Source organism: Escherichia sp. WS1118 (genome assembly GCF_046487695.1).
Lineage (GTDB): Bacteria > Pseudomonadota > Gammaproteobacteria > Enterobacterales > Enterobacteriaceae > Escherichia > Escherichia coli.
This window is the reverse complement of record NZ_JBJQIZ010000006.1, coordinates 175129-196945: the sequence shown is the minus strand read 5'-3', so window position 1 is coordinate 196945 and position 21817 is coordinate 175129. Positions and strand designations below refer to the sequence as shown.

Annotated in this window: 14 protein-coding genes and 1 pseudogene; 6 read left to right on the top strand and 9 right to left on the bottom strand. The window is 51.3% G+C overall.

Translation table 11 applies throughout. The features are described from left to right. Positions 1-32 precede the first annotated feature (32 nt). The 8 genes from aldB to ACJHYO_RS12850 all read right to left on the bottom strand — a co-directional run bounded on the left by aldB (position 33) and on the right by ACJHYO_RS12850 (position 9956). Complete coding sequence (aldB, locus tag ACJHYO_RS12885; RefSeq protein ID WP_001318108.1) at positions 33-1571, bottom strand: aldehyde dehydrogenase AldB; 1539 nt, start codon at positions 1569-1571, stop codon at positions 33-35. A 107-nt stretch (positions 1572-1678) separates the two neighbouring features. Continuing rightward, on the bottom strand, positions 1679-2974 hold the full coding sequence (locus ACJHYO_RS12880; RefSeq protein ID WP_000985738.1) for a Fic family protein: 1296 nt from the start codon (positions 2972-2974) through the stop codon (positions 1679-1681). A 129-nt stretch (positions 2975-3103) separates the two neighbouring features. After that, positions 3104-4255 (bottom strand): L-threonine dehydrogenase, encoded by a 1152-nt coding sequence (gene yiaY / locus ACJHYO_RS12875; protein WP_000741500.1) that lies wholly within the window; start codon positions 4253-4255, stop codon positions 3104-3106. Positions 4256-4445: 190 nt separating this feature from the next. Continuing rightward, positions 4446-6290, bottom strand: a complete 1845-nt coding sequence (gene selB / locus ACJHYO_RS12870) for a selenocysteine-specific translation elongation factor (protein ID WP_000582436.1) — start codon at positions 6288-6290, stop codon at positions 4446-4448. Then, a complete protein-coding gene (gene selA / locus ACJHYO_RS12865) occupies positions 6287-7678 on the bottom strand; it encodes an L-seryl-tRNA(Sec) selenium transferase (protein WP_085455596.1) in 1392 nt (463 codons plus the stop codon). Before selA ends, selB begins: the two co-directional genes overlap by 4 nt. Before the next feature lie 97 nt (positions 7679-7775). Further along, positions 7776-8384 (bottom strand): glutathione S-transferase, encoded by a 609-nt coding sequence (locus ACJHYO_RS12860; protein WP_000779792.1) that lies wholly within the window; start codon positions 8382-8384, stop codon positions 7776-7778. A 70-nt stretch (positions 8385-8454) separates the two neighbouring features. Further along, positions 8455-9591 (bottom strand): HlyD family secretion protein, encoded by a 1137-nt coding sequence (locus tag ACJHYO_RS12855; RefSeq protein ID WP_000364934.1) that lies wholly within the window; start codon positions 9589-9591, stop codon positions 8455-8457. A 2-nt stretch (positions 9592-9593) separates the two neighbouring features. Next, a complete protein-coding gene (locus tag ACJHYO_RS12850; RefSeq protein WP_000479618.1) occupies positions 9594-9956 on the bottom strand; it encodes a DUF3302 domain-containing protein in 363 nt (120 codons plus the stop codon). A gap of 536 nt (positions 9957-10492) precedes the next feature. Between ACJHYO_RS12850 and mtlA the strand changes: the two genes are divergently transcribed. The 3 genes from mtlA to mtlR all read left to right on the top strand — a co-directional run bounded on the left by mtlA (position 10493) and on the right by mtlR (position 14460). Beyond that, positions 10493-12406 (top strand): PTS mannitol transporter subunit IICBA, encoded by a 1914-nt coding sequence (gene mtlA, locus ACJHYO_RS12845; RefSeq protein ID WP_000093271.1) that lies wholly within the window; start codon positions 10493-10495, stop codon positions 12404-12406. A 318-nt stretch (positions 12407-12724) separates the two neighbouring features. Next, positions 12725-13873, top strand: a complete 1149-nt coding sequence (mtlD, locus tag ACJHYO_RS12840) for a mannitol-1-phosphate 5-dehydrogenase (RefSeq protein ID WP_000645408.1) — start codon at positions 12725-12727, stop codon at positions 13871-13873. Continuing rightward, positions 13873-14460, top strand: coding sequence for a mannitol operon repressor MtlR (gene mtlR, locus ACJHYO_RS12835; RefSeq protein WP_000228269.1), 588 nt, complete (start codon positions 13873-13875; stop codon positions 14458-14460). The genes mtlD and mtlR overlap by 1 nt, the downstream gene beginning before the upstream one ends. A gap of 10 nt (positions 14461-14470) precedes the next feature. Here the strand turns inward: mtlR and yibT are convergent, their stop codons facing one another. Continuing rightward, positions 14471-14680 carry a protein YibT gene (gene yibT / locus ACJHYO_RS12830; RefSeq protein WP_000517097.1) on the bottom strand — a complete coding sequence of 70 codons (210 nt, stop codon included), beginning with the start codon at positions 14678-14680 and terminating at the stop codon, positions 14471-14473. A 283-nt stretch (positions 14681-14963) separates the two neighbouring features. On the opposite strand from yibT, the gene ACJHYO_RS12825 reads away from it, so the two are divergent. The 3 genes and pseudogenes from ACJHYO_RS12825 to ACJHYO_RS12815 all read left to right on the top strand — a co-directional run bounded on the left by ACJHYO_RS12825 (position 14964) and on the right by ACJHYO_RS12815 (position 21780). Beyond that, positions 14964-15326: a YibL family ribosome-associated protein gene (locus ACJHYO_RS12825; RefSeq protein ID WP_001564933.1), complete on the top strand. Its 363-nt coding sequence runs from the start codon at positions 14964-14966 to the stop codon at positions 15324-15326. Between the two features lie 558 nt (positions 15327-15884). Continuing rightward, a complete protein-coding gene (locus ACJHYO_RS12820; RefSeq protein ID WP_001049691.1) occupies positions 15885-16568 on the top strand; it encodes a DUF3251 domain-containing protein in 684 nt (227 codons plus the stop codon). Positions 16569-16611: 43 nt separating this feature from the next. Next, positions 16612-21780: pseudogene (locus ACJHYO_RS12815) on the top strand (YadA-like family protein). Positions 21781-21817 lie beyond the last annotated feature (37 nt).

Below are 21817 nucleotides of genomic sequence, written 5' to 3'. Positions count from 1 at the left end.
GCCCGGCAATACACGCCGGGCAGCCTTTCACATCAGAACAGCCCCAACGGTTTATCCGAGTAGCTCACCAGCAGGCACTTGGTTTGCTGGTAATGCTCAAGCATCATTTTGTGGGTTTCGCGGCCAATGCCTGATTGTTTGTAGCCGCCAAACGCCGCATGTGCCGGGTAAGCGTGATAACAGTTGGTCCACACGCGCCCAGCCTGAATGCCGCGCCCCATCTTATAGGCCAGATTACCGTTGCGGCTCCAGACGCCCGCGCCCAGGCCATATTGCGTATCGTTCGCCAGCTCCAGCGCTTCTTCTATCGTTTTGAAGGTGGTTACCGCCAGCACCGGGCCAAAAATCTCCTCCTGGAACACGCGCATATTGTTCTGACCAAACAAAATCGTCGGTTCGAGGTAGTAGCCGTCTTTCAGTTCGCCTTCCAGCAGCTTGCGCCGCCCGCCGGTGAGCACATCAGCGCCCTCTTTTTTACCGATATCAATGTAGTTGAGGATGGTTTCCAGTTGCCCGTGAGAAACCTGCGCGCCCATTTGCGTCACGCTGTCGAGCGGGTTACCGCTGCGAATGCTTTCGACACGGCGGATGGCGCGTTCCATAAAGCGTTCGTAGATAGACTCCTGCACTAAAGCACGGCTTGGACAGGTGCAAACTTCGCCCTGGTTAAAGGCAAACAGTGCAAAGCCTTCCAGCGCTTTATCGAAAAAGGCATCTTCTTCATCCATCACATCAGCAAAGAAGATATTTGGCGATTTGCCGCCCAGCTCCAGCGTCACCGGAATAATGTTTTGCGTGGCGTATTGCATAATTTGTTGGCCCACTTCCGTTGAGCCGGTAAACGCCACTTTGGCGATGCGTTTCGAGGTCGCCAGATATTCGCCAATTTCCCCACCTGCGCCGTTGACCACGTTCACCACCCCTGGCGGCAGTAAATCACCGACGATTTCCATTAGCAGCAGTACAGAAAGCGGAGTAAGACGTGCGGGTTTCAGCACCACACAGTTGCCCGCCGCCAGAGCGGGAGCCATTTTCCAGCTCGCCATCAGCAGCGGGAAGTTCCACGGGATAATCTGCCCCACCACGCCTAACGGTTCATGGAAATGATAGGCCACGGTTTCGCTATCCACTTCACTGATCCCACCTTCCTGCGCCCGAATACACGAGGCGAAATAGCGAAAATGATCAATCGCCAGCGGCACGTCGGCAGCACTGGTTTCGCGAATGGGTTTGCCGTTATCCCAGGTTTCTGCCGTCGCTAAAAGTTCAAGGTTTTGTTCCATTCGATCGGCAATCTTAAACAGAATCGCCGCGCGATCCTGCACCGAGGTGTGCGCCCATTTATCTTTCACTTTATGCGCAGCATCCAGCGCCAGATCGATGTCTCGTTTGCCCGAAGACGCCACTTCGCACAGTAGCTGCCCGGTCACCGGCGTCAGGTTCTGGTAATACTCGCCATCGGCAGGCGCTACCCATTCGCCACCGATAAAGTTGTCGTAGCGGGCTTTTAATTTGAGGGGGAAACCATACTCGCCGGGCTTAATCTGTGCTGAAGGGGGATTATTGGTCATGATCGTCTCCTTGCTGTGTGAGGTATAACAAGGGTAGACGTGACTGGCGAAATCTTCGCCAGTCGGTAACAGCTTTACGACGGCTATCACGAATTTACGGGCAAAAGCTACAGCGGGTAGTGTGCGACGTACACTGCTTGCTGGTTATTAATTCTTTTCTCTTGCGCGAATCCTTCTTTAACAATTGTCCGTAAATCGGTCCGCGCCGTATTATCCGAGACGCTCAGACTCACACTAATTTCAGCAACTGTGTACTCTTTCCCCGGATTGGCGAGCATCACATTCAGGAGCGTTACCTGGCGCGGATTCAGGCGTTTAAGCACACCAGAGCTAAACAGCACACTATCGAGTTTTGCGCTTCGTTGTGTAATTTCATCGATATGCTGCTGCCAGTTTTGCAGAGCACGTTTAATGACACCCGCCTGATATTCAAGGAAATAAGTCAGATCCATACCATCTGATTCAGTGTACTGGTAGCTGGCGGCATATTTTACTGGCGCTGCATGAAGCAAACGGCTGATGGAAATATATTTAAAAACATCGTAGCCCGATTTCAGCATATACCAGTAAAACAGCGCCCGACTGGTGCGCCCGTTGCCATCCCGAAACGGATGTTCATGGGCCAGCATAAAATGCAGAATGCAGGCACGGACCAACGGATGAATATACCCTTCATGGCTGTTTAACCACTGGCAAACTTTTTCCAGCCGTTCCGGTAACAATGCCGCAGCGGGCGGTTGATGCACTATATTGCCATCATAGTCGGCGATCACAACATCATCTGTTTCACGAAATTCTCCCGGACGATATTTCGCGTCATTGATTCCACCCATACCAATGGCATGTAACTGGCGAATAAGCGCAGGTGTCAGCGGTTCTGCGAGTAAGTGCGGAATTTCCGCCATCAGCCGGGCATTTCCCGCAATCATATGCTCGTCTTCAGTGCGTGGCGACCGCCCTGTTTCCAGCATTTTTCTCGCCACCAGCGTTGTAGTATTCGCACCTTCCAGCTGGGAGCTGGTGATCGGCTCTTCCAGGCGTAACTGGCTTAACTCGGCTCCGGCCCCGCGTAACCGTTCAGTCTGATCTTTCAGCGCCAGCGCGGTAGCACGTTTGTCGACAAGCTCGCACGCTTCTGCAATCACCGGGGTAATGTTGAATCCGGCCTGTTCACCCGCTTCATTGCAATAATTAATTCGTTGGATCGCCGCGTTGCGCGCCAGACGGGTAAGCGTCCACGCCACATCGACGTTTTCTCCTTTTTTGATGCGGTACTGCAACTCATCAAAAGGCAGATAACGTCCTTTTTCATCGGTGACCCGGTTAAAGCGCAGGTGGGCCAGGAGTTCCTCACCCGATAAGTGTGATAAAGGAATAAGTCCGGGAGGTGATTTGATAGCCATGTGCTTATCTCAAAAAAGCGCAATATTGAGATAGTGTATAGCAGGAAAGAGAAACTATCTCAAAAAAAGCAAGTTTTGAGATAGTTGAAAAAGCGGCTGACAACTCGCCAGCCGTTGTGGGAATGATGATTACATCGCTGCGCGATAAATCGCCACAATTTCTTCGTGAGTTGCCTGGATCGGGTTAGTAAAGCCGCAGGCATCTTTCAGGGCATTAGTCGCCAGAACCGCGAAATCTTCTTCTTTCACGTTCAGGTCGCGTAGGCCTGCCGGGATATCCACTTTCTTCGCCAGTTCACGGATGGCGTTAATGCAGGCTTCAGCACCTTCCGCGTCGTTTTTACCTGTCACGTTCACGCCCATTGCAGCGGCACAATCACGCAGACGTGCAGCGGCGACTTTGCTGTTGAATACCTGAACATGCGGCAGCAAAACGGCGTTACATACACCGTGTGGCAGGTTGTAGAAACCGCCCAGCTGGTGCGCCATCGCATGAACATAACCCAGAGAAGCATTATTGAACGCCATACCGGCGAGGAACTGGGCATAAGCCATTGCTTCACGCGCTTTCGCATTGCTGCCATCTTCAACGGCTAACGGCAGGTTTTCGGCAATCATGGTCACGGCTTTCAGTGCACAAGCGTCAGTGATCGGCGTGGCGGCAATAGAAACATACGCTTCGATAGCGTGCGTTAAGGCATCCATACCCGTTGCAGCGGTCAGTGACTTCGGCATACCGATCATCAGAGAGGAGTCATTGACAGAAAGCAGCGGAGTTACATGTTTATCCACAATCGCCATTTTGATGTGACGCGCTTCGTCAGTGATGATGCAGAAACGGGTCATTTCAGAGGCCGTACCCGCCGTGGTGTTGATGGCGATCATCGGCAGCTGCGGTTTTGCAGAGCGGTCAACGCCTTCGTAATCGCGAATATCGCCGCCATTGGCTGCCACCAGCGCAATACCTTTTGCGCAGTCGTGCGGAGAACCACCGCCTAAGGAGATCACGCTATCGCAATTATTTTCTTTAAGTAATTTCAAACCTGCGGCGACGTTTTCCGTGGTTGGGTTAGGTTGGGTGCCATCATAAATAACGCTAAAAATATTGCGTTCTTCCAGTGCTTTTTGCACATCACCCGCCATACCTAATTTCGTTAACATATTGTCAGTGACAATTAAGGTACGGGTAAATCCATAATCTGCCATCATATTCATTGCATCATTCAATGAATCAGCACCAATAACATTCACGGAAGGAATAAAAAAGGTTGAAGCTGCCATAACACACTCCTGAAAGTGTAAAAAAGGGCGGGCAGCTTACTGAGGATTTTCATTTGAAAATATGATCAACATTACCGTTTATTAAAATATTTTTAATAAAAAGCACGTTACATTCATCAAATAACGTGCCTTCTTAACATTAATAAGAAATTTTGTATTAATTCATATTTATTATGAATTAATCATTTCCTTATTTTTCCGGAAATAATAATGCGTCGCGCAATAAATGATCATTTCCACGACGACGCGTAAAGCCAATGCGGTCAAAATATTCCAAAATCTGAATTGCCAGCTTGCGGCCTACACCTAAGCGATCGCGGAAATCCGCCGCGCAGGTTGAACCACACTCCTGATCGAGATCGCGGATCATATTGGCAAACTCGACAATCCGATCGTTACGGTAATAACGATCTTTAACGATCGCGGTAATTATCCCCTGCTGCGCCGCCTGGCGTAGCGTCAGGCGCATTGCCTGCTCGTCGGTTCCCGTCTCTTTTGCCAGATCACGCACCCACCACGGCTCGTCACCAAACAGCGGCTCTGCTTTTTGCCAGATGGCCTGCTGCTCTTCGCTGAAGCCCGCTTTGTGATCTGGCAGATGCAGCCAACCGTGATGACTGAGGATGTCGCCGCTTTCGCGCATCTTTTCAATCAGCAACAGTACCAGCGCTTCATCTTCCATTGGCAACGCCATACGTCGCAGACGTTCGCGCCCAGGACCAGGTTCATCGCGATGTTGCTCATGATAAGTCGCTAATGTGTCGAGAATTTTCCGTTGCCAGCGAGCGGCAACCGGCGCATTCAACAAGCTATAACCAGCCTGAATATAGCCAGGCTGTTGCAGCAGTTCGCGCATCCCTTCACCGTTGAGCTGCCGTGCCCAGGCGAAATCCGCAAGGTTAACCGCGCCGCGTTCCAGATGAACAGATAACGCATCGGCATCGCTCTGCGCCCGTGCAAGAGACGCCAGCCATTGCAGATATTCCGGCTTACGCTTACCGCGACGCGGCGGGTTAAGCATCACCACACGCGCCCCCGCCAGCGTGTTGCGGGCCGAGATATCGCGCAGCACTAAGCGATCGTTATCCGCCAGCCACAGCGGCGTGTCGAACACCAGCTCGGCAAGGTTATCTTCCAGCAGCGAAACGCGTCCCGTAACGTGGCTGGCGGCGTGGTGAATATGCAGCGGCTGCCACTGGGTCAGCGGTGTATGGGTTTGAAGTTCGACGATCACCCGTGTGAACGGCTCCGGCGGCACATCGGCAAGCAGCCAGTCGCCACGGTTAATCTGCTCTTTTTCCGCATCACCCGCGATGTTAAGCGCGATACGCTGCCCGGCATGGGCAGTTTCTGTTGGCTGATTTTGCGCATGCAGCGCACGCACGCGCATCGGTTTATTTACACCAGTCAGCCAGAGTGAATCGCCTACTTTCACTTCCCCGCTTAACGCCGTACCGGTGACGACCAGCCCGGCACCTTTTACGGTAAATGCGCGGTCGATCGCGAGGCGGAAACTATGTTGGCTGGCGTGTTCACGTTCTGGTAACTGAAGCAGATGCTCGCGCAGGGCATCAATTCCCCGACCTTCGGTTGCTGCGGTGATAAACAGTTTTGCCTCAGCAAAACCGTATTCCCGCAGCACCTCCTTTACCTGGCGTTCAACCTCATCAACACGCGCTTCGTCCACGCGATCGGCTTTGGTCAGCGCCACTGTCAGCATCGGGTTACCGGTCAGCTGCAAAATCGCCAGATGCTCACGGGTCTGTGCCATCACACCGTCATCGCACGCCACCACCAACAGCGCGTGATCGATACCACCAACGCCCGCCAGCATGTTGGAAAGAAACTTTTCATGACCGGGTACGTCGATAAAACCAGGCACGCGACCATCCGGCTGCGGCCAGTAGGCATAGCCGAGATCGATGGTCATGCCGCGCTTTTTTTCTTCCGGCAGACGGTCGGCATTTACGCCCGTAATCGCCTGCAACAAGGTTGTTTTGCCGTGGTCAACGTGTCCGGCAGTCGCAATAATCATTTCAACAACATCTCCAAAAAACGTTGCTCATCTTCAAGGCAGCGTAAATCCAGCCACAATCGTCCGTCATAAATACGACCAATCACCGGCACTGGCAATTCACGCCAGCGGGCGGCTAATGACTCAAGGTGGCTACCGCGTCCATCATGGGGGGTAAACGTTAATGCCGCGCTCGGCAGGCGATCAACCGGCAGCGAACCACTGCCGATCTGCGAAAGACATGGCATAACCTGTACCGCAAACTCCGCGCCGTAATGTGCGGCAAGGGGAGCCTGTAAACGTTGTGCCTGGATTTGAATGGCCTCTGCGCTGCGGGTAAGCAGGCGCAGGGTCGGTAATTTTTCACTCAGAGCTTCAGGGTGTAAATAAAGACGCAACGTGGCTTCCAGCGCCGCGAGGGTCATTTTATCCGCGCGTAATGCACGCTTCAGCGGGTGGCTTTGCAGGCGGGCGATCATCTCTTTTTTACCAACAATAATTCCTGCCTGCGGCCCGCCTAACAGCTTGTCGCCGGAGAAGCTCACCAGACTGACGCCCGCCGCAATCAACTCCTGCGGCATTGGCTCTTTCGGCAAACCGTACTGGCTAAGATCGACCAGCGAGCCACTGCCTAAATCAGTCACCACTGGAACATCCAGTTCTTTGCCGAGCGCCACCAGTTCCGCTTCATCTATCGCTTTGGTGAACCCCTGAATGCTGTAGTTACTGGTATGTACTTTCATCAACAGTGCGGTATTTTCATTCACCGCCTGACGATAATCATTCGCGTGCGTGCGGTTGGTGGTCCCTACTTCGTGTAGGGTGCATCCTGCCTGACGCATAACATCGGGAATACGAAACGCGCCGCCAATCTCCACCAGTTCGCCGCGAGAAACCACCACCTCTTTCCCGCTGGCAGTGGCCGCCAACATCAATAACACCGCCGCCGCATTGTTATTAACGATACAGGCATCTTCCGCCCCCGTAATACGGCACAGCAGCTGCGCCAGCGCCCGATCGCGATGTCCGCGTCCGGCGTCGTCCAGATCGTACTCGAGGGTCACTGGCGAACGCATAGCCTTCGTAACGGCTTCCACCGCGGCTTCCGCCTGTAAAGCTCGCCCAAGGTTGGTATGCAGCACGGTTCCCGTCAGGTTGATTACCGGACGCAGCGCGCTTTGCGCCTCTTTCGTCAACCGGGCATCGACTTCTTGCGCCCAGTTTTCACACCACGCGGGCAGCGTCTGGCTGTCTCGAATCACTTCTCGCGCTTCGTCAAGCATCTGACGCAGCAATTCCACCACGCGGGTGTGACCATAAGTATCACGCAAAGAAAGGAAGGAGCTATCGCGCAATAAGCGATCAATAGCCGGAAGTTGACTATAGAGGGAACGCGTTTCGGTTGTCATAGGAAACCTGGCTGATCAAGGCCCTCTCACACGGAGAAGGGCGTTTAACATAACCACGGATTGTAACGTGAGATGGGTCAGGAGGACATATCGCGCATCAAGCCTTTGGCGGTTCGGTGCGAGCAAAACTTTCGCGGCTAAACAGGTTTTCGACCAGTTTGACTAAGTGTGGGCGGTCGACACACCAGCCTGGCGCAACGCGGCGGAAATTGAGATATCCGACGGCACAGGCAATGGCGATAGTCGCCAGATTGACCGTATCGGTTTTGAGTGTGCCATCGACCAGATATCCTTCCAGCACATCCAGACTGCGGTTGATTTTCTCACGCTGACGTAACAATTCATCTTCAGACTGCTGCGCCGCCGGACGCGCCTGTTCACGCACCGATACCAGCCCGGCATCCATAATGCCATCCGCCAGCGCCTCAATTTTGCGCACCCGCAACGACTCCAGCGGATCACGCGGCAACATCGCCGGAGCAACATTCATTAATTCAATATATTCAGCGATGATCGGCGAATCAAACCAGCATTCGCCCTCTTCGGTCACCAGCACCGGCACTTTTCCTAACGGGTTAAATTGCGCCACGCCGTTATCCGCGTTATAGGGCAGTTCATTAATAAATTCGAACGTTATGCCCTTTTCTAACAACAGAATAGAAAGTTTGCGTACAAACGGGCTGGTGTAGCTACCGACGAGTTTCATGCCGAGTCCTTTGTGCGAGGAAAAATATCAGTATGGCTCAGGCTCGCGCAAAACACAGGTGATACAAGTCTCAATGATCCAAATAAAGATAATGCATCCAACTGGTCATTCTTAGCAGCACTTTCCGCATCACCGAAACATGGCTGAAATGGTCGGAGTAAACTGCCACCTGGGCGTAGATGCCGTCGGGTAAGGCATCGATATCAGCGTTAGGGTCCAGTTCAATGGTTCCCAGCACACCGTCCGTGCCGGGCACGACCGTTAATGATTGCAATACCCCCTGCGCCTGATAAGAACCGCCTGGCACGACAGGTAAAATACTGGTCAGTTTGCCGTGAAACACCTGCCCAGGTAGCGCGTTAAACACCACTTCCGCATCATCGCCGGGTTTCAGACGTAACAGCGAGTTTTGCCGAAATTGGGCGACAATTTGCCGTTTTTGCTCGGGGATGAAGACCATCACCGGACGCAGCGGCAAGGCAGCTGCGTATGTACCTGGGCGGATCAGTACCTGAGTGACGTAGCCATTGCTCGGTGCGCGAATGACAGTCTGCTCAAGGTTATATTTTGCTTCAGTAAGTTGCGCTCTTAAGCTCACAATCTGCGATTGCTCGCCGTTAACCATACTGTCGAGCTGGCTCTGGATCTGCGCCTGCTCCGCCACCGAGCCTTTCACCAGCGCATCCTGCGCGAGGAAATTTTGCCGCGCATCGTCGATGTCACGTTCCGAGAACGGATTCACCGCCGCCTGGCTGCCTTTCAGGTAACGTTGATAATTTTTAAACAGACGGTCGCGCTCCGCTGAAACCTGGGTGGTGTTGGCCTGCGCTTCAGTGAGCTGCGCGCGCAGCGTCTTTATATTATGCGTCGCCGTCATCAGGTCTGCCTGAAGCCTGTCAACTCGCGCCTGGTAACGAACCGGGTCGAGCTTAAAAAGCACCTCGCCCTTCTGAATAAGCTGATTATTTTTGTCGGTGACTTCAGTAACAATTCCCGTCACCTGTGGCGTGATGGGGATCGCTATCACTGCCTTTTGCGCGGTAAAAGTGTAAGGGTGGTTGTAGTTCATCAACAAAATCAAACCACTCACCAGAAACACGCCTCCCAGCGCCGCCGTCGCCAGCGTCCACTGATTCACCGGAATGCGGAAGATTTTAAAGACCGCCCACGCCAGCGCCACGTAAGTTAAAACAATCAATAGATCCATAATTAGATCTCCGGGAACGTGGAATAGTCAGTCTTTTTCTCGGCGGCGAGTTGGTGCTCCAGCCGGGAAATCCGGTCAGAAAGTGCGGCGATTTCCGGGTCTGGCACGTCGCCTTGCGGCGCAACATGTGACTGCATGCCCCAGCCGCGCTCCGGTTGATAGAGCGTCGCCCAGATCCACAGGAACGGCCAGATAACATGCAGAGTAAACAGGCTCACCCAGCCCGCCGTATGAATAGCGTCGGCATGGGGATGGTTGCGCTTTTTGGCAATCAGATAAGGGATGTCATGTATCGCGATGATTCCATAAAAAATCACCAGAAAGACGAAGATCAGCACTCCCAACGCGAAATAGTTTAGAAACATATCTGCCTCGGATTCACGTTTATCAGTGTTGTTTTTTGGCTGGCAGCCAGAAGGGAGTCAGGCTGATATTTTGACAATAATCCGGATTCGCGATTCTCGCCATAACACCAAAGAATAATTTTAAGAGGTGATGAGTTGCTTAGTTACATAACGATTTCATGACGAAGGCATAACATGCTGTAGATCACATCAGGTGAACGCCGTAAGAAAATATCTTGTGATTCAGATCACAAAGATTCAACAAACCATCAAAATAAAAATGTGACATAACTCACATTTAAATGCCATTTTTAGCGAAAATCGCCGCCTTGTTGCTTTTTTACACAAGCATTTTGTGATGAGCATCACGTCAATTACCTCTCTACCCCCTATATTTATGTGATTCATATCACACAAAAAGCCGTCGACTGGACAGTTAACCGATTCAGTGCCAGATTTCGCAGTATCTACAAGGTCCGGCTACCTCTGCCGCCACATTAACAAAAAACCTCGGGCTTCCAGCCTGCGCGACAGCAAACATAAGAAGGGGTGTTTTTATGTCATCCGATATTAAGATCAAAGTGCAAAGCTTTGGTCGTTTCCTCAGCAACATGGTGATGCCAAATATCGGCGCGTTTATCGCGTGGGGTATCATCACCGCGTTATTTATTCCAACAGGGTGGTTACCGAACGAAACGCTGGCGAAGCTGGTCGGGCCGATGATCACTTATCTCCTGCCGCTGCTGATCGGTTATACCGGTGGTAAGCTGGTAGGCGGCGAACGTGGCGGCGTAGTCGGTGCCATCACCACCATGGGCGTTATCGTCGGCGCAGACATGCCGATGTTCCTCGGCTCTATGATTGCAGGTCCGCTGGGCGGCTGGTGCATTAAGCACTTCGACCGCTGGGTAGACGGTAAGATCAAATCCGGTTTTGAAATGCTGGTGAATAACTTCTCCGCAGGCATCATCGGGATGATCCTCGCTATTCTGGCATTTCTCGGCATTGGCCCGGTTGTTGAAGCCCTGTCTAAAATGCTGGCGGCGGGCGTTAACTTCATGGTTGTCCATGACATGCTGCCGCTGGCGTCTATCTTTGTTGAACCGGCGAAAATCCTGTTCCTCAACAACGCCATTAACCACGGTATCTTCTCGCCGCTGGGTATTCAGCAGTCCCATGAACTGGGTAAATCCATCTTCTTCCTGATTGAAGCTAACCCAGGTCCGGGTATGGGCGTGCTGCTGGCGTACATGTTCTTTGGTCGTGGTAGCGCTAAACAGTCTGCGGGCGGTGCGGCAATCATCCACTTCCTGGGCGGTATCCACGAAATCTACTTCCCGTATGTGCTGATGAATCCGCGTCTGATTCTGGCCGTTATCCTCGGTGGTATGACTGGCGTGTTTACGCTGACTATCCTGGGCGGTGGTCTGGTTTCTCCGGCATCTCCGGGTTCTATCCTTGCTGTACTGGCGATGACGCCAAAAGGTGCTTACTTCGCTAACATCGCGGGTGTGTGTGCGGCGATGGCAGTCTCCTTCGTTGTCTCTGCCATTCTGCTGAAAACCAGCAAAGTGAAAGAAGAAGATGATATTGAAGCTGCTGCACGTCGCGTTCAGGAAATGAAAGCTGAGTCTAAAGGCGCATCTCCGCTGTCTGCGGGCGATGTGACTAACGACCTGAGCCACGTACGTAAAATCATCGTTGCCTGTGATGCCGGTATGGGTTCCAGTGCGATGGGCGCAGGCGTGCTGCGTAAGAAAATTCAGGATGCAGGTCTGTCGCAGATTTCGGTCACTAACAGCGCGATCAACAACCTGCCGCCAGATGTGGACCTGGTCATCACTCACCGTGACCTGACCGAACGCGCTATGCGCCAGGTTCCGCAGGCACAGCATATTTCGCTGACCAACTTCCTCGACAGCGGCCTGTACACCAGCCTGACCGAACGTCTGGTTGCTGCCCAGCGCCATACTGAAAACGAAGTGAAAGTGAAAGACAGTCTGAAAGACAGCTTTGACGATTCCAGTGCTAACCTGTTCAAACTGGGCGCGGAGAACATCTTCCTCGGTCGCAAAGCGGCCACCAAAGAAGAAGCGATTCGTTTTGCTGGCGAGCAGCTGGTGAAAGGCGGTTACGTTGAGCCGGAATACGTTCAGGCGATGTTGGATCGTGAAAAACTGACCCCGACTTATCTGGGTGAGTCTATCGCGGTGCCACACGGTACGGTTGAAGCAAAAGATCGCGTGCTGAAAACGGGTGTGGTGTTCTGCCAGTATCCGGAAGGCGTGCGCTTCGGTGAAGAAGAAGATGACATTGCCCGTCTGGTGATTGGTATTGCTGCCCGTAACAACGAGCACATTCAGGTGATCACCAGCCTGACCAACGCACTGGATGATGAGTCCGTTATCGAGCGTCTGGCGCACACCACCAGTGTGGATGAAGTGCTGGAACTGCTGGCAGGTCGTAAGTAATCCATTCCCACCCTCTCCGCATGAAGAAGGTGGGGCTAATTGCCTGATGCGCTTCGCTTATCAGGCCTACAACATAAAGCACAATTTGTTTTGTCGGTCGGATAAGGTGTTTACGCCGCATCCGGCAGTCGGTACACAATGCCTGATGCGACGCTGACGCGTCTTATCAGGCCTACAGGTCGGTGCCAAACACGTAGGCCGGATAAGGCGTTTACGCCGCATCCGGCAAAAAGCCCCTCTCCTCACGGAGAGGGTTTGGGTGAGGGAAAAGCCTCACCCCAGCCCTCTCGGGTAAAAACATTGATGAAGGTTAATACTATGAAAGCATTACATTTTGGCGCAGGTAATATCGGTCGTGGCTTTATCGGTAAACTGCTGGCGGACGCGGGTATCCAACTGACGTTTGCCGATGTAAATCAGGTGGTACTTGATGCCCTGAATGCCCGTCATAGCTATCAGGTTCATGTGGTCGGCGAAACCGAGCAGGTGGATACCGTTTCTGGCGTCGATGCCGTCAGCAGCATTGGCGATGATGTCGTTGATCTGATTGCTCAGGTCGATTTAGTCACTACCGCCGTTGGCCCTGTCGTGCTGGAACGTATTGCTCCGGCCATCGCCAAAGGGCTGGTGAAACGTAAAGAACAAGGTAATGAATCCCCACTGAACATCATCGCCTGTGAAAACATGGTCCGCGGCACCACGCAGCTGAAAGGCCATGTGATGAACGCCCTGCCGGAAGATGCCAAAGCGTGGGTAGAAGAACACGTTGGCTTTGTTGATTCCGCCGTTGACCGCATCGTACCGCCTTCGGCTTCGGCAACTAACGATCCGCTGGAAGTGACGGTAGAAACCTTCAGCGAATGGATTGTCGATAAAACGCAGTTCAAAGGCACGCTGCCAAACATCCCTGGCATGGAATTAACCGACAATCTGATGGCATTTGTCGAACGTAAACTCTTCACCCTGAATACAGGTCATGCTATAACCGCGTACCTCGGAAAACTGGCCGGTCATCAGACCATTCGTGACGCAATTCTCGACGAGAAAATCCGCGCGGTGGTAAAAGGGGCAATGGAAGAAAGCGGCGCGGTACTGATCAAGCGCTACGGCTTTGATGCTGACAAACATGCGGCATACATCCAGAAAATCCTCGGTCGTTTCGAGAACCCGTACCTGAAAGATGATGTAGAACGCGTAGGCCGTCAGCCGCTGCGTAAACTGAGTGCTGGCGACCGTCTGATCAAGCCACTGCTTGGAACCCTGGAATATGGTCTGCCACATAAAAACCTGATTGAAGGTATTGCCGCTGCAATGCACTTCCGCAGTGAAGATGACCCGCAGGCTCAGGAACTGGCAGCGCTGATTGCCGACAAAGGCCCACAAGCCGCGCTGGCACAGATTTCCGGTCTTGATGCCAACAGCGAGGTTGTATCCGAGGCGGTAACCGCTTATAAAGCAATGCAATAATGGTGGACCAGGCGCAGGATACCCTGCGCCCGAATAACAGATTGTCAGATATGCAGGCAACAATGGAACAAACCCAGGCCTTTGAAAACCGTGTGCTTGAGCGTCTGAATGCTGGCAAAACCGTGCGAAGCTTTCTGATCACCGCCGTCGAGCTTTTGACCGAGGCGGTAAATCTTCTGGTGCTTCAGGTATTCCGCAAAGACGATTACGCGGTGAAGTATGCTGTAGAACCGTTACTCGACGGCGATGGTCCGCTGGGCGATCTTTCTGTGCGTTTAAAACTCATTTACGGGTTGGGCGTCATTAACCGCCAGGAATACGAAGATGCGGAACTGCTGATGGCATTGCGTGAAGAGCTAAATCACGACGGCAACGAGTACGCTTTTACCGACGACGAAATACTTGGACCCTTTGGTGAACTGCATTGCGTGGCGGCGTTACCACCGCCGCCACAGTTTGAACCTGCAGACTCCAGTTTGTATGCAATGCAAATTCAGCGTTACCAACAGGCTGTGCGATCAACAATGGTCCTTTCACTGACAGAGCTGATTTCCAAAATCAGCTTAAAAAAAGCCTTTCAAAAGTAAGTACTTTCGCTTACTTCTCCTCTACCTGTTTCGGACGATAAAGCTGACGATAATACTCCAGACGTTGTAGATATAACGGCACGCTTTCATCAGGTATTCCGGACGGAATCGCGTTACGGGGAGGTAGTTTTTTCAGATACTCCCGGAACGCCTGGCTGGATGCCATGAAATCTACGGCTTTATCGATAAGAAGCGGAACGTTTTCACCTAATTTGCCCATGATGATATCTCCGTATTACCCCGCGCCGGGAATGCGCGGCCGCCAATTTTAGTTTAGATCCCGGTATAAATGACATTAAGGAAAACGTGCTCAATCCTCAATAATCACCTGCTTCTGTTGACTATCTTTTTTCTTTAAATTTCTTAACTAATCAATGTATTGGGTGATTTTTTAACGCATAAATGGTTACAATCTGGAACTATTACAATGCCATCAGTTGTGAACAAAGCACCTGGTCGCGCATACTAGAGGCTATAAATTTATCTCTATCAGAAGTCATCACATGAAAGAAGTCGAAAAAAACGAAATCAAACGTCTCAGCGATCGTCTGGACGCCATCCGTCACCAGCAGGCCGATCTATCGCTGGTTGAAGCCGCAGACAAATATGTCGAACTGGAAAAAGAGAAAGCCACGCTGGAAGCAGAAATTGCTCGCCTGCGCGAAGTTCACAGCCAGAAACTCAGCAAAGAAGCGCAGAAACTGATGAAGATGCCGTTCCAGCGTGCAATCACCAAAAAAGAGCAGGCTGATATGGGCAAACTGAAAAAAAGTGTTCGCGGACTGGTGGTTGTGCACCCAATGACCGCGCTGGGCCGCGAAATGGGCCTGCAAGAGATGACAGGGTTCTCAAAGACTGCGTTTTAAGTTCCTTTCTCGTCGCTGTAATCACAGCCTCTCACCATTTACTCGCTCCTGCTGGCACATGCAGGAGCCTGTTTCAGAGATCGAATATTTATAACGTTCTTAACATTATATATTCAATCTCCTCTATTCTTTTTAGCGCACATGCCAGGCTAAATTCTGAAAATCAGGTACAAATTAAAGAACGATGTATCAATATTAACAATGAATTTCCGCATATCAATGCTTGAAACATAATTAATTATTTAAATTTTTCAATCAGCTTCGCAAATTCCACAATAAAACATCACTCAACTGAATATTTATCTTTCCCCGCCCTGTGCCTTTATCCGGTGAAACATTTGACATCGATTGACACCGATCATTAAAATCCGCGCGATTAATATTATTGGCTACAAACTGAAATCGTTTGACATTTAATAAAATATTCGCACAACCAATTAATACAAAAACTCTCTAACAAATTTATTTTGCGGATATGCCCCACTCCAATCATTCATAAAAAAAATGATTGTGCCGTAATTATCAACTGTATCGGGATTATGAAAAGGAATTCATCCTATGAACCTAAAGAAAACACTGTTAAGCGTGTTAATGATATTGCAACTTTGCTTATTGGTAGGGTGTGACTATATTGAAAAAGCGAGTAAGGTCGACGATCTCGTTACACAGCAAGAGTTACAAAAAAGCAAAATTGAGGCGCTTGAAAAACAACAAGAACTCGACAAGCGCAAGATAGAACACTTTGAAAAACAACAAATTACCATCATAAACAGTACCAAAACGCTCGCTGGCGTGGTGAAGGCAGTTAAAGACAAACAGGACGAATTTGTCTTTACAGAATTTAACCCGGCACAAACCCAATACTTCATTTTAAATAACGGTTCTGTTGGTTTGGCAGGGAAAATACTGTCTATTGACGCAGTAGAAAACGGCAGCGTTATTCGTATTTCACTGGTTAACTTATTAAGTGTTCCTGTATCAAATATGGGTTTCTACGCGACATGGGGGGGAGAAAAACCCACCGACATCAACGCATTAGCAAAATGGCAGCAATTGCTATTTAGTACCTCAATGAACTCCTCCCTGAAATTATTACCAGGTCAATGGCAAGACATTAATTTGACGCTAAAAGGTGTCTCGCCCAACAACCTCAAATATCTGAAATTAGCCATCAACATGGCAAATATTCAGTTCGACCGTCTTCAACCTGCTGAATCTCCACAGCGGAAAAACAAAAAATAAATGCAGCTTCTGCGCTTATATCAAGGAATAGAGAGCATCAATAATGAACAAAATATTTAAAGTTATCTGGAATCCGGCGACAGGCAGTTACACCGTTGCCAGTGAAACAGCAAAAAGTCGTGGTAAAAAAAGCGGGCGCAGTAAGCTGTTAATTTCTGCACTGGTTGCGGGTGGGTTGCTGTCTTCTTTTAGCGTATGGGCAAACGCCGGGAATGACGACGGTCAGGGTATTGGAACAGGCACAGGCTGGGTTGCTATTGGTGAAAGCGCAAAGGCAACCGCCTATACAGATAGTAATGGTGCCAGTACTGCGGTCGGTTATAAATCTAACGCCCAGGGAGTCTGGAGTTCCGCTATTGGTGCACTTACCAGTGCACTTGGTGATTCTTCAATGGCCTTCGGTGTTAATGCCGTTTCAACCGGTCAACGAAGTATTGCTATGGGTGCATCATCAAGCTCACTCGGTGAGTATTCAATAGCGCTTGGACGATATGCAAGTTCGGGTGGTATGTTTTCGCTCGCGCAAGGGGACAGATCCAATGCAGCTGGTTTGAACGCCACTGCAGTGGGGAGTAACAGTAATGCGGCGGGCGCGAAAGCTATTGCGCTAGGAAATGCAGCTAAAGCTACTGAAATTATGAGCATTGCTCTTGGTGACACTGCCAATGCCTCGAAAGAATATTCTATGGCGCTGGGAGTAAGTAGCGCCGCATCTGCGGCTAACGCGATTGCCGTAGGCCGCAACAGTGCTGCGGCAGGCGTAGACAGCCTTGCCTTAGGTAGACTATCCGTAGCCAGCGCAGCAAACGCCATTGCTATGGGTGCAGAGAGCGAAGCTGCTGAAAATGCGACGGCTATTGGCAATAACGCGCATGCAAAAGGGGTGAATAGCATCGCGATGGGCTCCGGGAGCATTGCCGATAAAGTCAATACTATCGCGTTGGGTAATGGCAGCCAGTCTCTGGCAGATAACGCAATTGCTATTGGTCAGGGCAACAAGGCTAATGGCACTGATGCTATCGCTCTGGGTAATGCTAGCCTGTCGAGCGGCTTAAACTCGATTGCCCTGGGCAAGACCAGTGTTGTCACTGGCGATAATAGTCTTGCGCTTGGTAGTAATACCAATGCCAATGGTATTAACTCTGTCGCGCTAGGTGCAGATTCCATTGCGGATCAAGACAATTCCGTTTCTGTCGGCAGTAGCTCATTACAACGCAAGATCGTTAATGTAAAAAATGGCGCGATCAAGGCTGACAGCCACGACGCCATTAATGGCTCACAGCTTTATGCCATCAGCGACTCAATAGCCAAAAGGCTTGGAGGAGGCTCATCGGTAAACCCTGACGACGGTACAGTTAACGCACCAACCTACAATTTAAAAAATGGTAACAAAAATAACGTTGGCAGTGCGCTCACTGTACTTGATGAAAACACCCTGCAATGGGACCAAATCAAAGGCAAATACAGCGCCGTTCATGGTAGCTCAACGACCAGCGTAATCACTGATGTGGCGAACGGTACGATTTCAGCAGCCAGTAAAGATGCGGTTAACGGCTCTCAGTTGTATGACCTGCAGCAGGATGCTCTGTTGTGGAACGGCACAGCATTCAGTGCCGCGCACGGCACCGAAGCCACCAGCAAAATCACTAACGTCACCGCTGGCAACCTGACTGCCAGCAGCACTGACGCCGTTAACGGCTCTCAGCTCAAAACCACCAACGACAACGTGACGACCAACACCACCAACATCGCCACTAACACCACCAACATCACCAACCTGACTGACGCTGTTAACGGTCTCGGTGACGACTCCCTGCTGTGGAACAAAACAGCTGGCGCATTCAGCGCCGCTCACGGCACTGACGCCACCAGCAAGATCACCAATGTCAAAGCCGGTGACCTGACAGCTGGCAGCACTGACGCCGTTAACGGCTCCCAGCTCAAAACCACCAACGATAACGTGACGACCAACACCACCAACATCACCAACCTGACTGACGCTGTTGACAGTCTCGGTGACGACTCCCTGCTGTGGAACAAAACAGCTGGCGCATTCAGCGCCGCGCACGGCACTGACGCCACCAGCAAGATCACCAATGTCAAAGCCGGTGACCTGACAGCTGGCAGCACTGACGCCGTTAACGGCTCTCAGCTCAAAACCACCAACGATAACGTGTCGACCAACACCACCAACATCGCCACTAACACCACCAACATCACCAACCTGACTGACGCTGTTAACGGTCTCGGTGACGACTCCCTGCTGTGGAACAAAACAGCTGGCGCATTCAGCGCCGCTCACGGCACTGACGCCACCAGCAAGATCACCAATGTCAAAGCCGGTGACCTGACAGCTGGCAGCACTGACGCCGTTAACGGCTCCCAGCTCAAAACCACCAACGATAACGTGTCGACCAACACCACCAACATCGCCACTAACACCACCAACATCACCAACCTGACGGATTCCGTTGGCGACCTTAAGGACGACTCTCTGCTGTGGAACAAAGCGGCTGGCGCATTCAGCGCCGCGCACGGTACCGAAGCTACCAGCAAGATCACCAACTTACTGGCTGGCAAGATATCTTCTAACAGCACTGATGCCATTAATGGCTCACAACTTTATGGCGTAGCGGATTCATTTACGTCATATCTTGGTGGTGGTGCTGATATCAGCGATACGGGTGTATTAAGTGGGCCAACCTACACTATTGGTGGTACTGACTACACTAACGTCGGTGATGCTCTGGCAGCCATTAACACATCATTTAGCACATCACTCGGCGACGCCCTACTTTGGGATGCAACCGCAGGCAAATTCAGCGCCAAACACGGCATTAATAATGCTCCCAGTGTAATCACTGATGTTGCAAACGGTGCAGTCTCGTCCACCAGCAGCGACGCCATTAACGGTTCACAACTTTATGGTGTTAGTGACTACATTGCCGATGCTCTGGGCGGGAATGCTGTGGTGAACACTGACGGCAGTATCACTACACCGACTTATGCCATCGCTGGCGGCAGTTACAACAACGTCGGTGACGCGCTGGAAGCGATCGATACCACGCTGGATGATGCTCTGCTGTGGGATACAACAGCCAATGGCGGTAACGGTGCATTTAGCGCCGCTCACGGGAAAGATAAAACTGCCAGTGTAATCACTAACGTCGCTAACGGTGCAGTCTCTGCCACCAGCAGCGATGCCATTAATGGCTCACAGCTCTATAGCACCAATAAGTACATCGCTGATGCGCTGGGTGGTGATGCAGAAGTCAACGCTGACGGAACTATCACTGCACCGACTTACACCATTGCAAATACCGATTACAACAACGTCGGTGAAGCCCTGGATGCGCTCGATAATAACGCTCTGCTGTGGGATGCAACAGCCAATAACGGCGCAGGTGCTTACAGCGCCAGTCATGACGGCAAGGCCAGCATTATCACAAACGTTGCTGATGGTAACATTGGTGAAGATAGCACCGACGCTATCAACGGTTCTCAGTTGAATGCAACCAACATGATGATCCAGCAGAACAGCGAAATCATCAATCAGCTTGCCGGTGACACCAGTAAAAACTACATCGCAGATAACGGTGCAGGTATTAACTATGTGCGTACCAATGACACCGGTTTAACCTTCACAGATGCCAGCGCAGCAGGTATTGGCTCTACCGCTGTGGGTTATAACTCTGTTGCCGAAGGCGATAGCAGCGTGGCCATCGGTCAGAACAGCTACAGCAAAGTTGAGACGAGTATTGCGCTGGGTAGCGAATCAGTCTCCAGCCGCGTGATTGTTAAAGGTTCTCGTAACACCCGCGTATAGGAAGAAGGTGTTGTGATTGGTTATGACACCACGGATGGCGAACTGCTTGGTGCGTTGTCAATTGGTGATGATGGTAAATATCGTCAAATCATCAACGTCGCGGATGGTTCTGAAGCCCATGACGCTGTTACGGTTCGCCAGTTGCAGAACGCCATTGGTGCAGTCGCAACCACACCAACCAAATACTATCACGCCAACTCAACGGCTGAAGACTCACTGGCAGTCGGTGAAGACTCGCTGGCAATGGGCGCGAAAACCATCGTTAATGGTAATGCGGGTATTGGTATCGGCCTGAACACTTTAGTTCTGGCTGATGCGATCAACGGTATTGCTATCGGTTCTAACGCACGCGCAAATCATGCCGACAGCATTGCAATGGGTAATGGTTCTCAGACTACCCGTGGTGCACAGACCAACTACACTGCCTACAACATGGATGCACCGCAGAACTCTGTGGGTGAGTTCTCTGTCGGCAGTGAAGACGGTCAACGTCAGATCACCAACGTCGCAGCAGGTTCGGCGGATACCGATGCGGTTAACGTGGGTCAGTTGAAAGTAACGGACGCGCAGGTTTCCCAGAATACCCAGAGCATTACTAACCTGAACACTCAGGTCACTAATCTGGATACTCGCGTGACCAATATCGAAAACGGCATTGGCGATATCGTAACCACCGGTAGCACTAAGTACTTCAAGACCAACACCGATGGCGCAGATGCCAACGCGCAGGGTAAAGACAGTGTTGCGATTGGTTCTGGTTCCATTGCTGCCGCTGACAACAGCGTCGCACTGGGCACGGGTTCCGTAGCAGACGAAGAAAACACCATCTCTGTGGGTTCTTCTACCAACCAGCGTCGTATCACCAACGTTGCTGCCGGTGTTAATGCCACCGATGCGGTTAACGTTTCGCAACTGAAGTCTTCTGAAGCAGGCGGCGTTCGCTACGACACCAAAGCTGATGGCTCTATCGACTACAGCAACATCACTCTCGGTGGCGGCAATAGCGGTACGACTCGCATCAGCAACGTTTCTGCTGGCGTGAACAACAACGACGCAGTGAACTATGCGCAGTTGAAGCAAAGTGTGCAGGAAACGAAGCAATACACCGATCAGCGCATGGTTGAGATGGATAACAAACTGTCCAAAACTGAAAGCAAGCTGAGTGGTGGTATCGCTTCTGCAATGGCAATGACCGGTCTGCCGCAGGCTTACACGCCGGGTGCCAGCATGGCGTCTATTGGTGGCGGTACTTACAACGGTGAATCGGCAGTTGCTTTAGGTGTGTCGATGGTGAGCGCCAATGGTCGTTGGGTCTACAAATTACAAGGTAGTACCAATAGCCAGGGTGAATACTCCGCCGCACTCGGTGCCGGTATTCAGTGGTAATGATCCATTAACGAATGGGTAAACGCCACATTGCCTG

Excerpts from the sequence above, each read along its gene's own strand:
- mtlR (WP_000228269.1), top strand. The coding sequence starts at position 13,873 with ATGGTGGACCAGGCGCAGGATACCCTGCGCCCGAATAACAGATTGTCA.
- selA (WP_085455596.1), bottom strand. The coding sequence starts at position 7,678 with ATGACAACCGAAACGCGTTCCCTCTATAGTCAACTTCCGGCTATTGAT.
- ACJHYO_RS12855 (WP_000364934.1), bottom strand. The coding sequence starts at position 9,591 with ATGGATCTATTGATTGTTTTAACTTACGTGGCGCTGGCGTGGGCGGTC.
- ACJHYO_RS12820 (WP_001049691.1), top strand. The coding sequence starts at position 15,885 with ATGAACCTAAAGAAAACACTGTTAAGCGTGTTAATGATATTGCAACTT.
- ACJHYO_RS12880 (WP_000985738.1), bottom strand. The coding sequence starts at position 2,974 with ATGGCTATCAAATCACCTCCCGGACTTATTCCTTTATCACACTTATCG.
- ACJHYO_RS12825 (WP_001564933.1), top strand. The coding sequence starts at position 14,964 with ATGAAAGAAGTCGAAAAAAACGAAATCAAACGTCTCAGCGATCGTCTG.
- ACJHYO_RS12860 (WP_000779792.1), bottom strand. The coding sequence starts at position 8,384 with ATGAAACTCGTCGGTAGCTACACCAGCCCGTTTGTACGCAAACTTTCT.
- aldB (WP_001318108.1), bottom strand. The coding sequence starts at position 1,571 with ATGACCAATAATCCCCCTTCAGCACAGATTAAGCCCGGCGAGTATGGT.
- mtlA (WP_000093271.1), top strand. The coding sequence starts at position 10,493 with ATGTCATCCGATATTAAGATCAAAGTGCAAAGCTTTGGTCGTTTCCTC.
- ACJHYO_RS12850 (WP_000479618.1), bottom strand. The coding sequence starts at position 9,956 with ATGTTTCTAAACTATTTCGCGTTGGGAGTGCTGATCTTCGTCTTTCTG.
- yiaY (WP_000741500.1), bottom strand. The coding sequence starts at position 4,255 with ATGGCAGCTTCAACCTTTTTTATTCCTTCCGTGAATGTTATTGGTGCT.
- yibT (WP_000517097.1), bottom strand. The coding sequence starts at position 14,680 with ATGGGCAAATTAGGTGAAAACGTTCCGCTTCTTATCGATAAAGCCGTA.
- selB (WP_000582436.1), bottom strand. The coding sequence starts at position 6,290 with ATGATTATTGCGACTGCCGGACACGTTGACCACGGCAAAACAACCTTG.
- mtlD (WP_000645408.1), top strand. The coding sequence starts at position 12,725 with ATGAAAGCATTACATTTTGGCGCAGGTAATATCGGTCGTGGCTTTATC.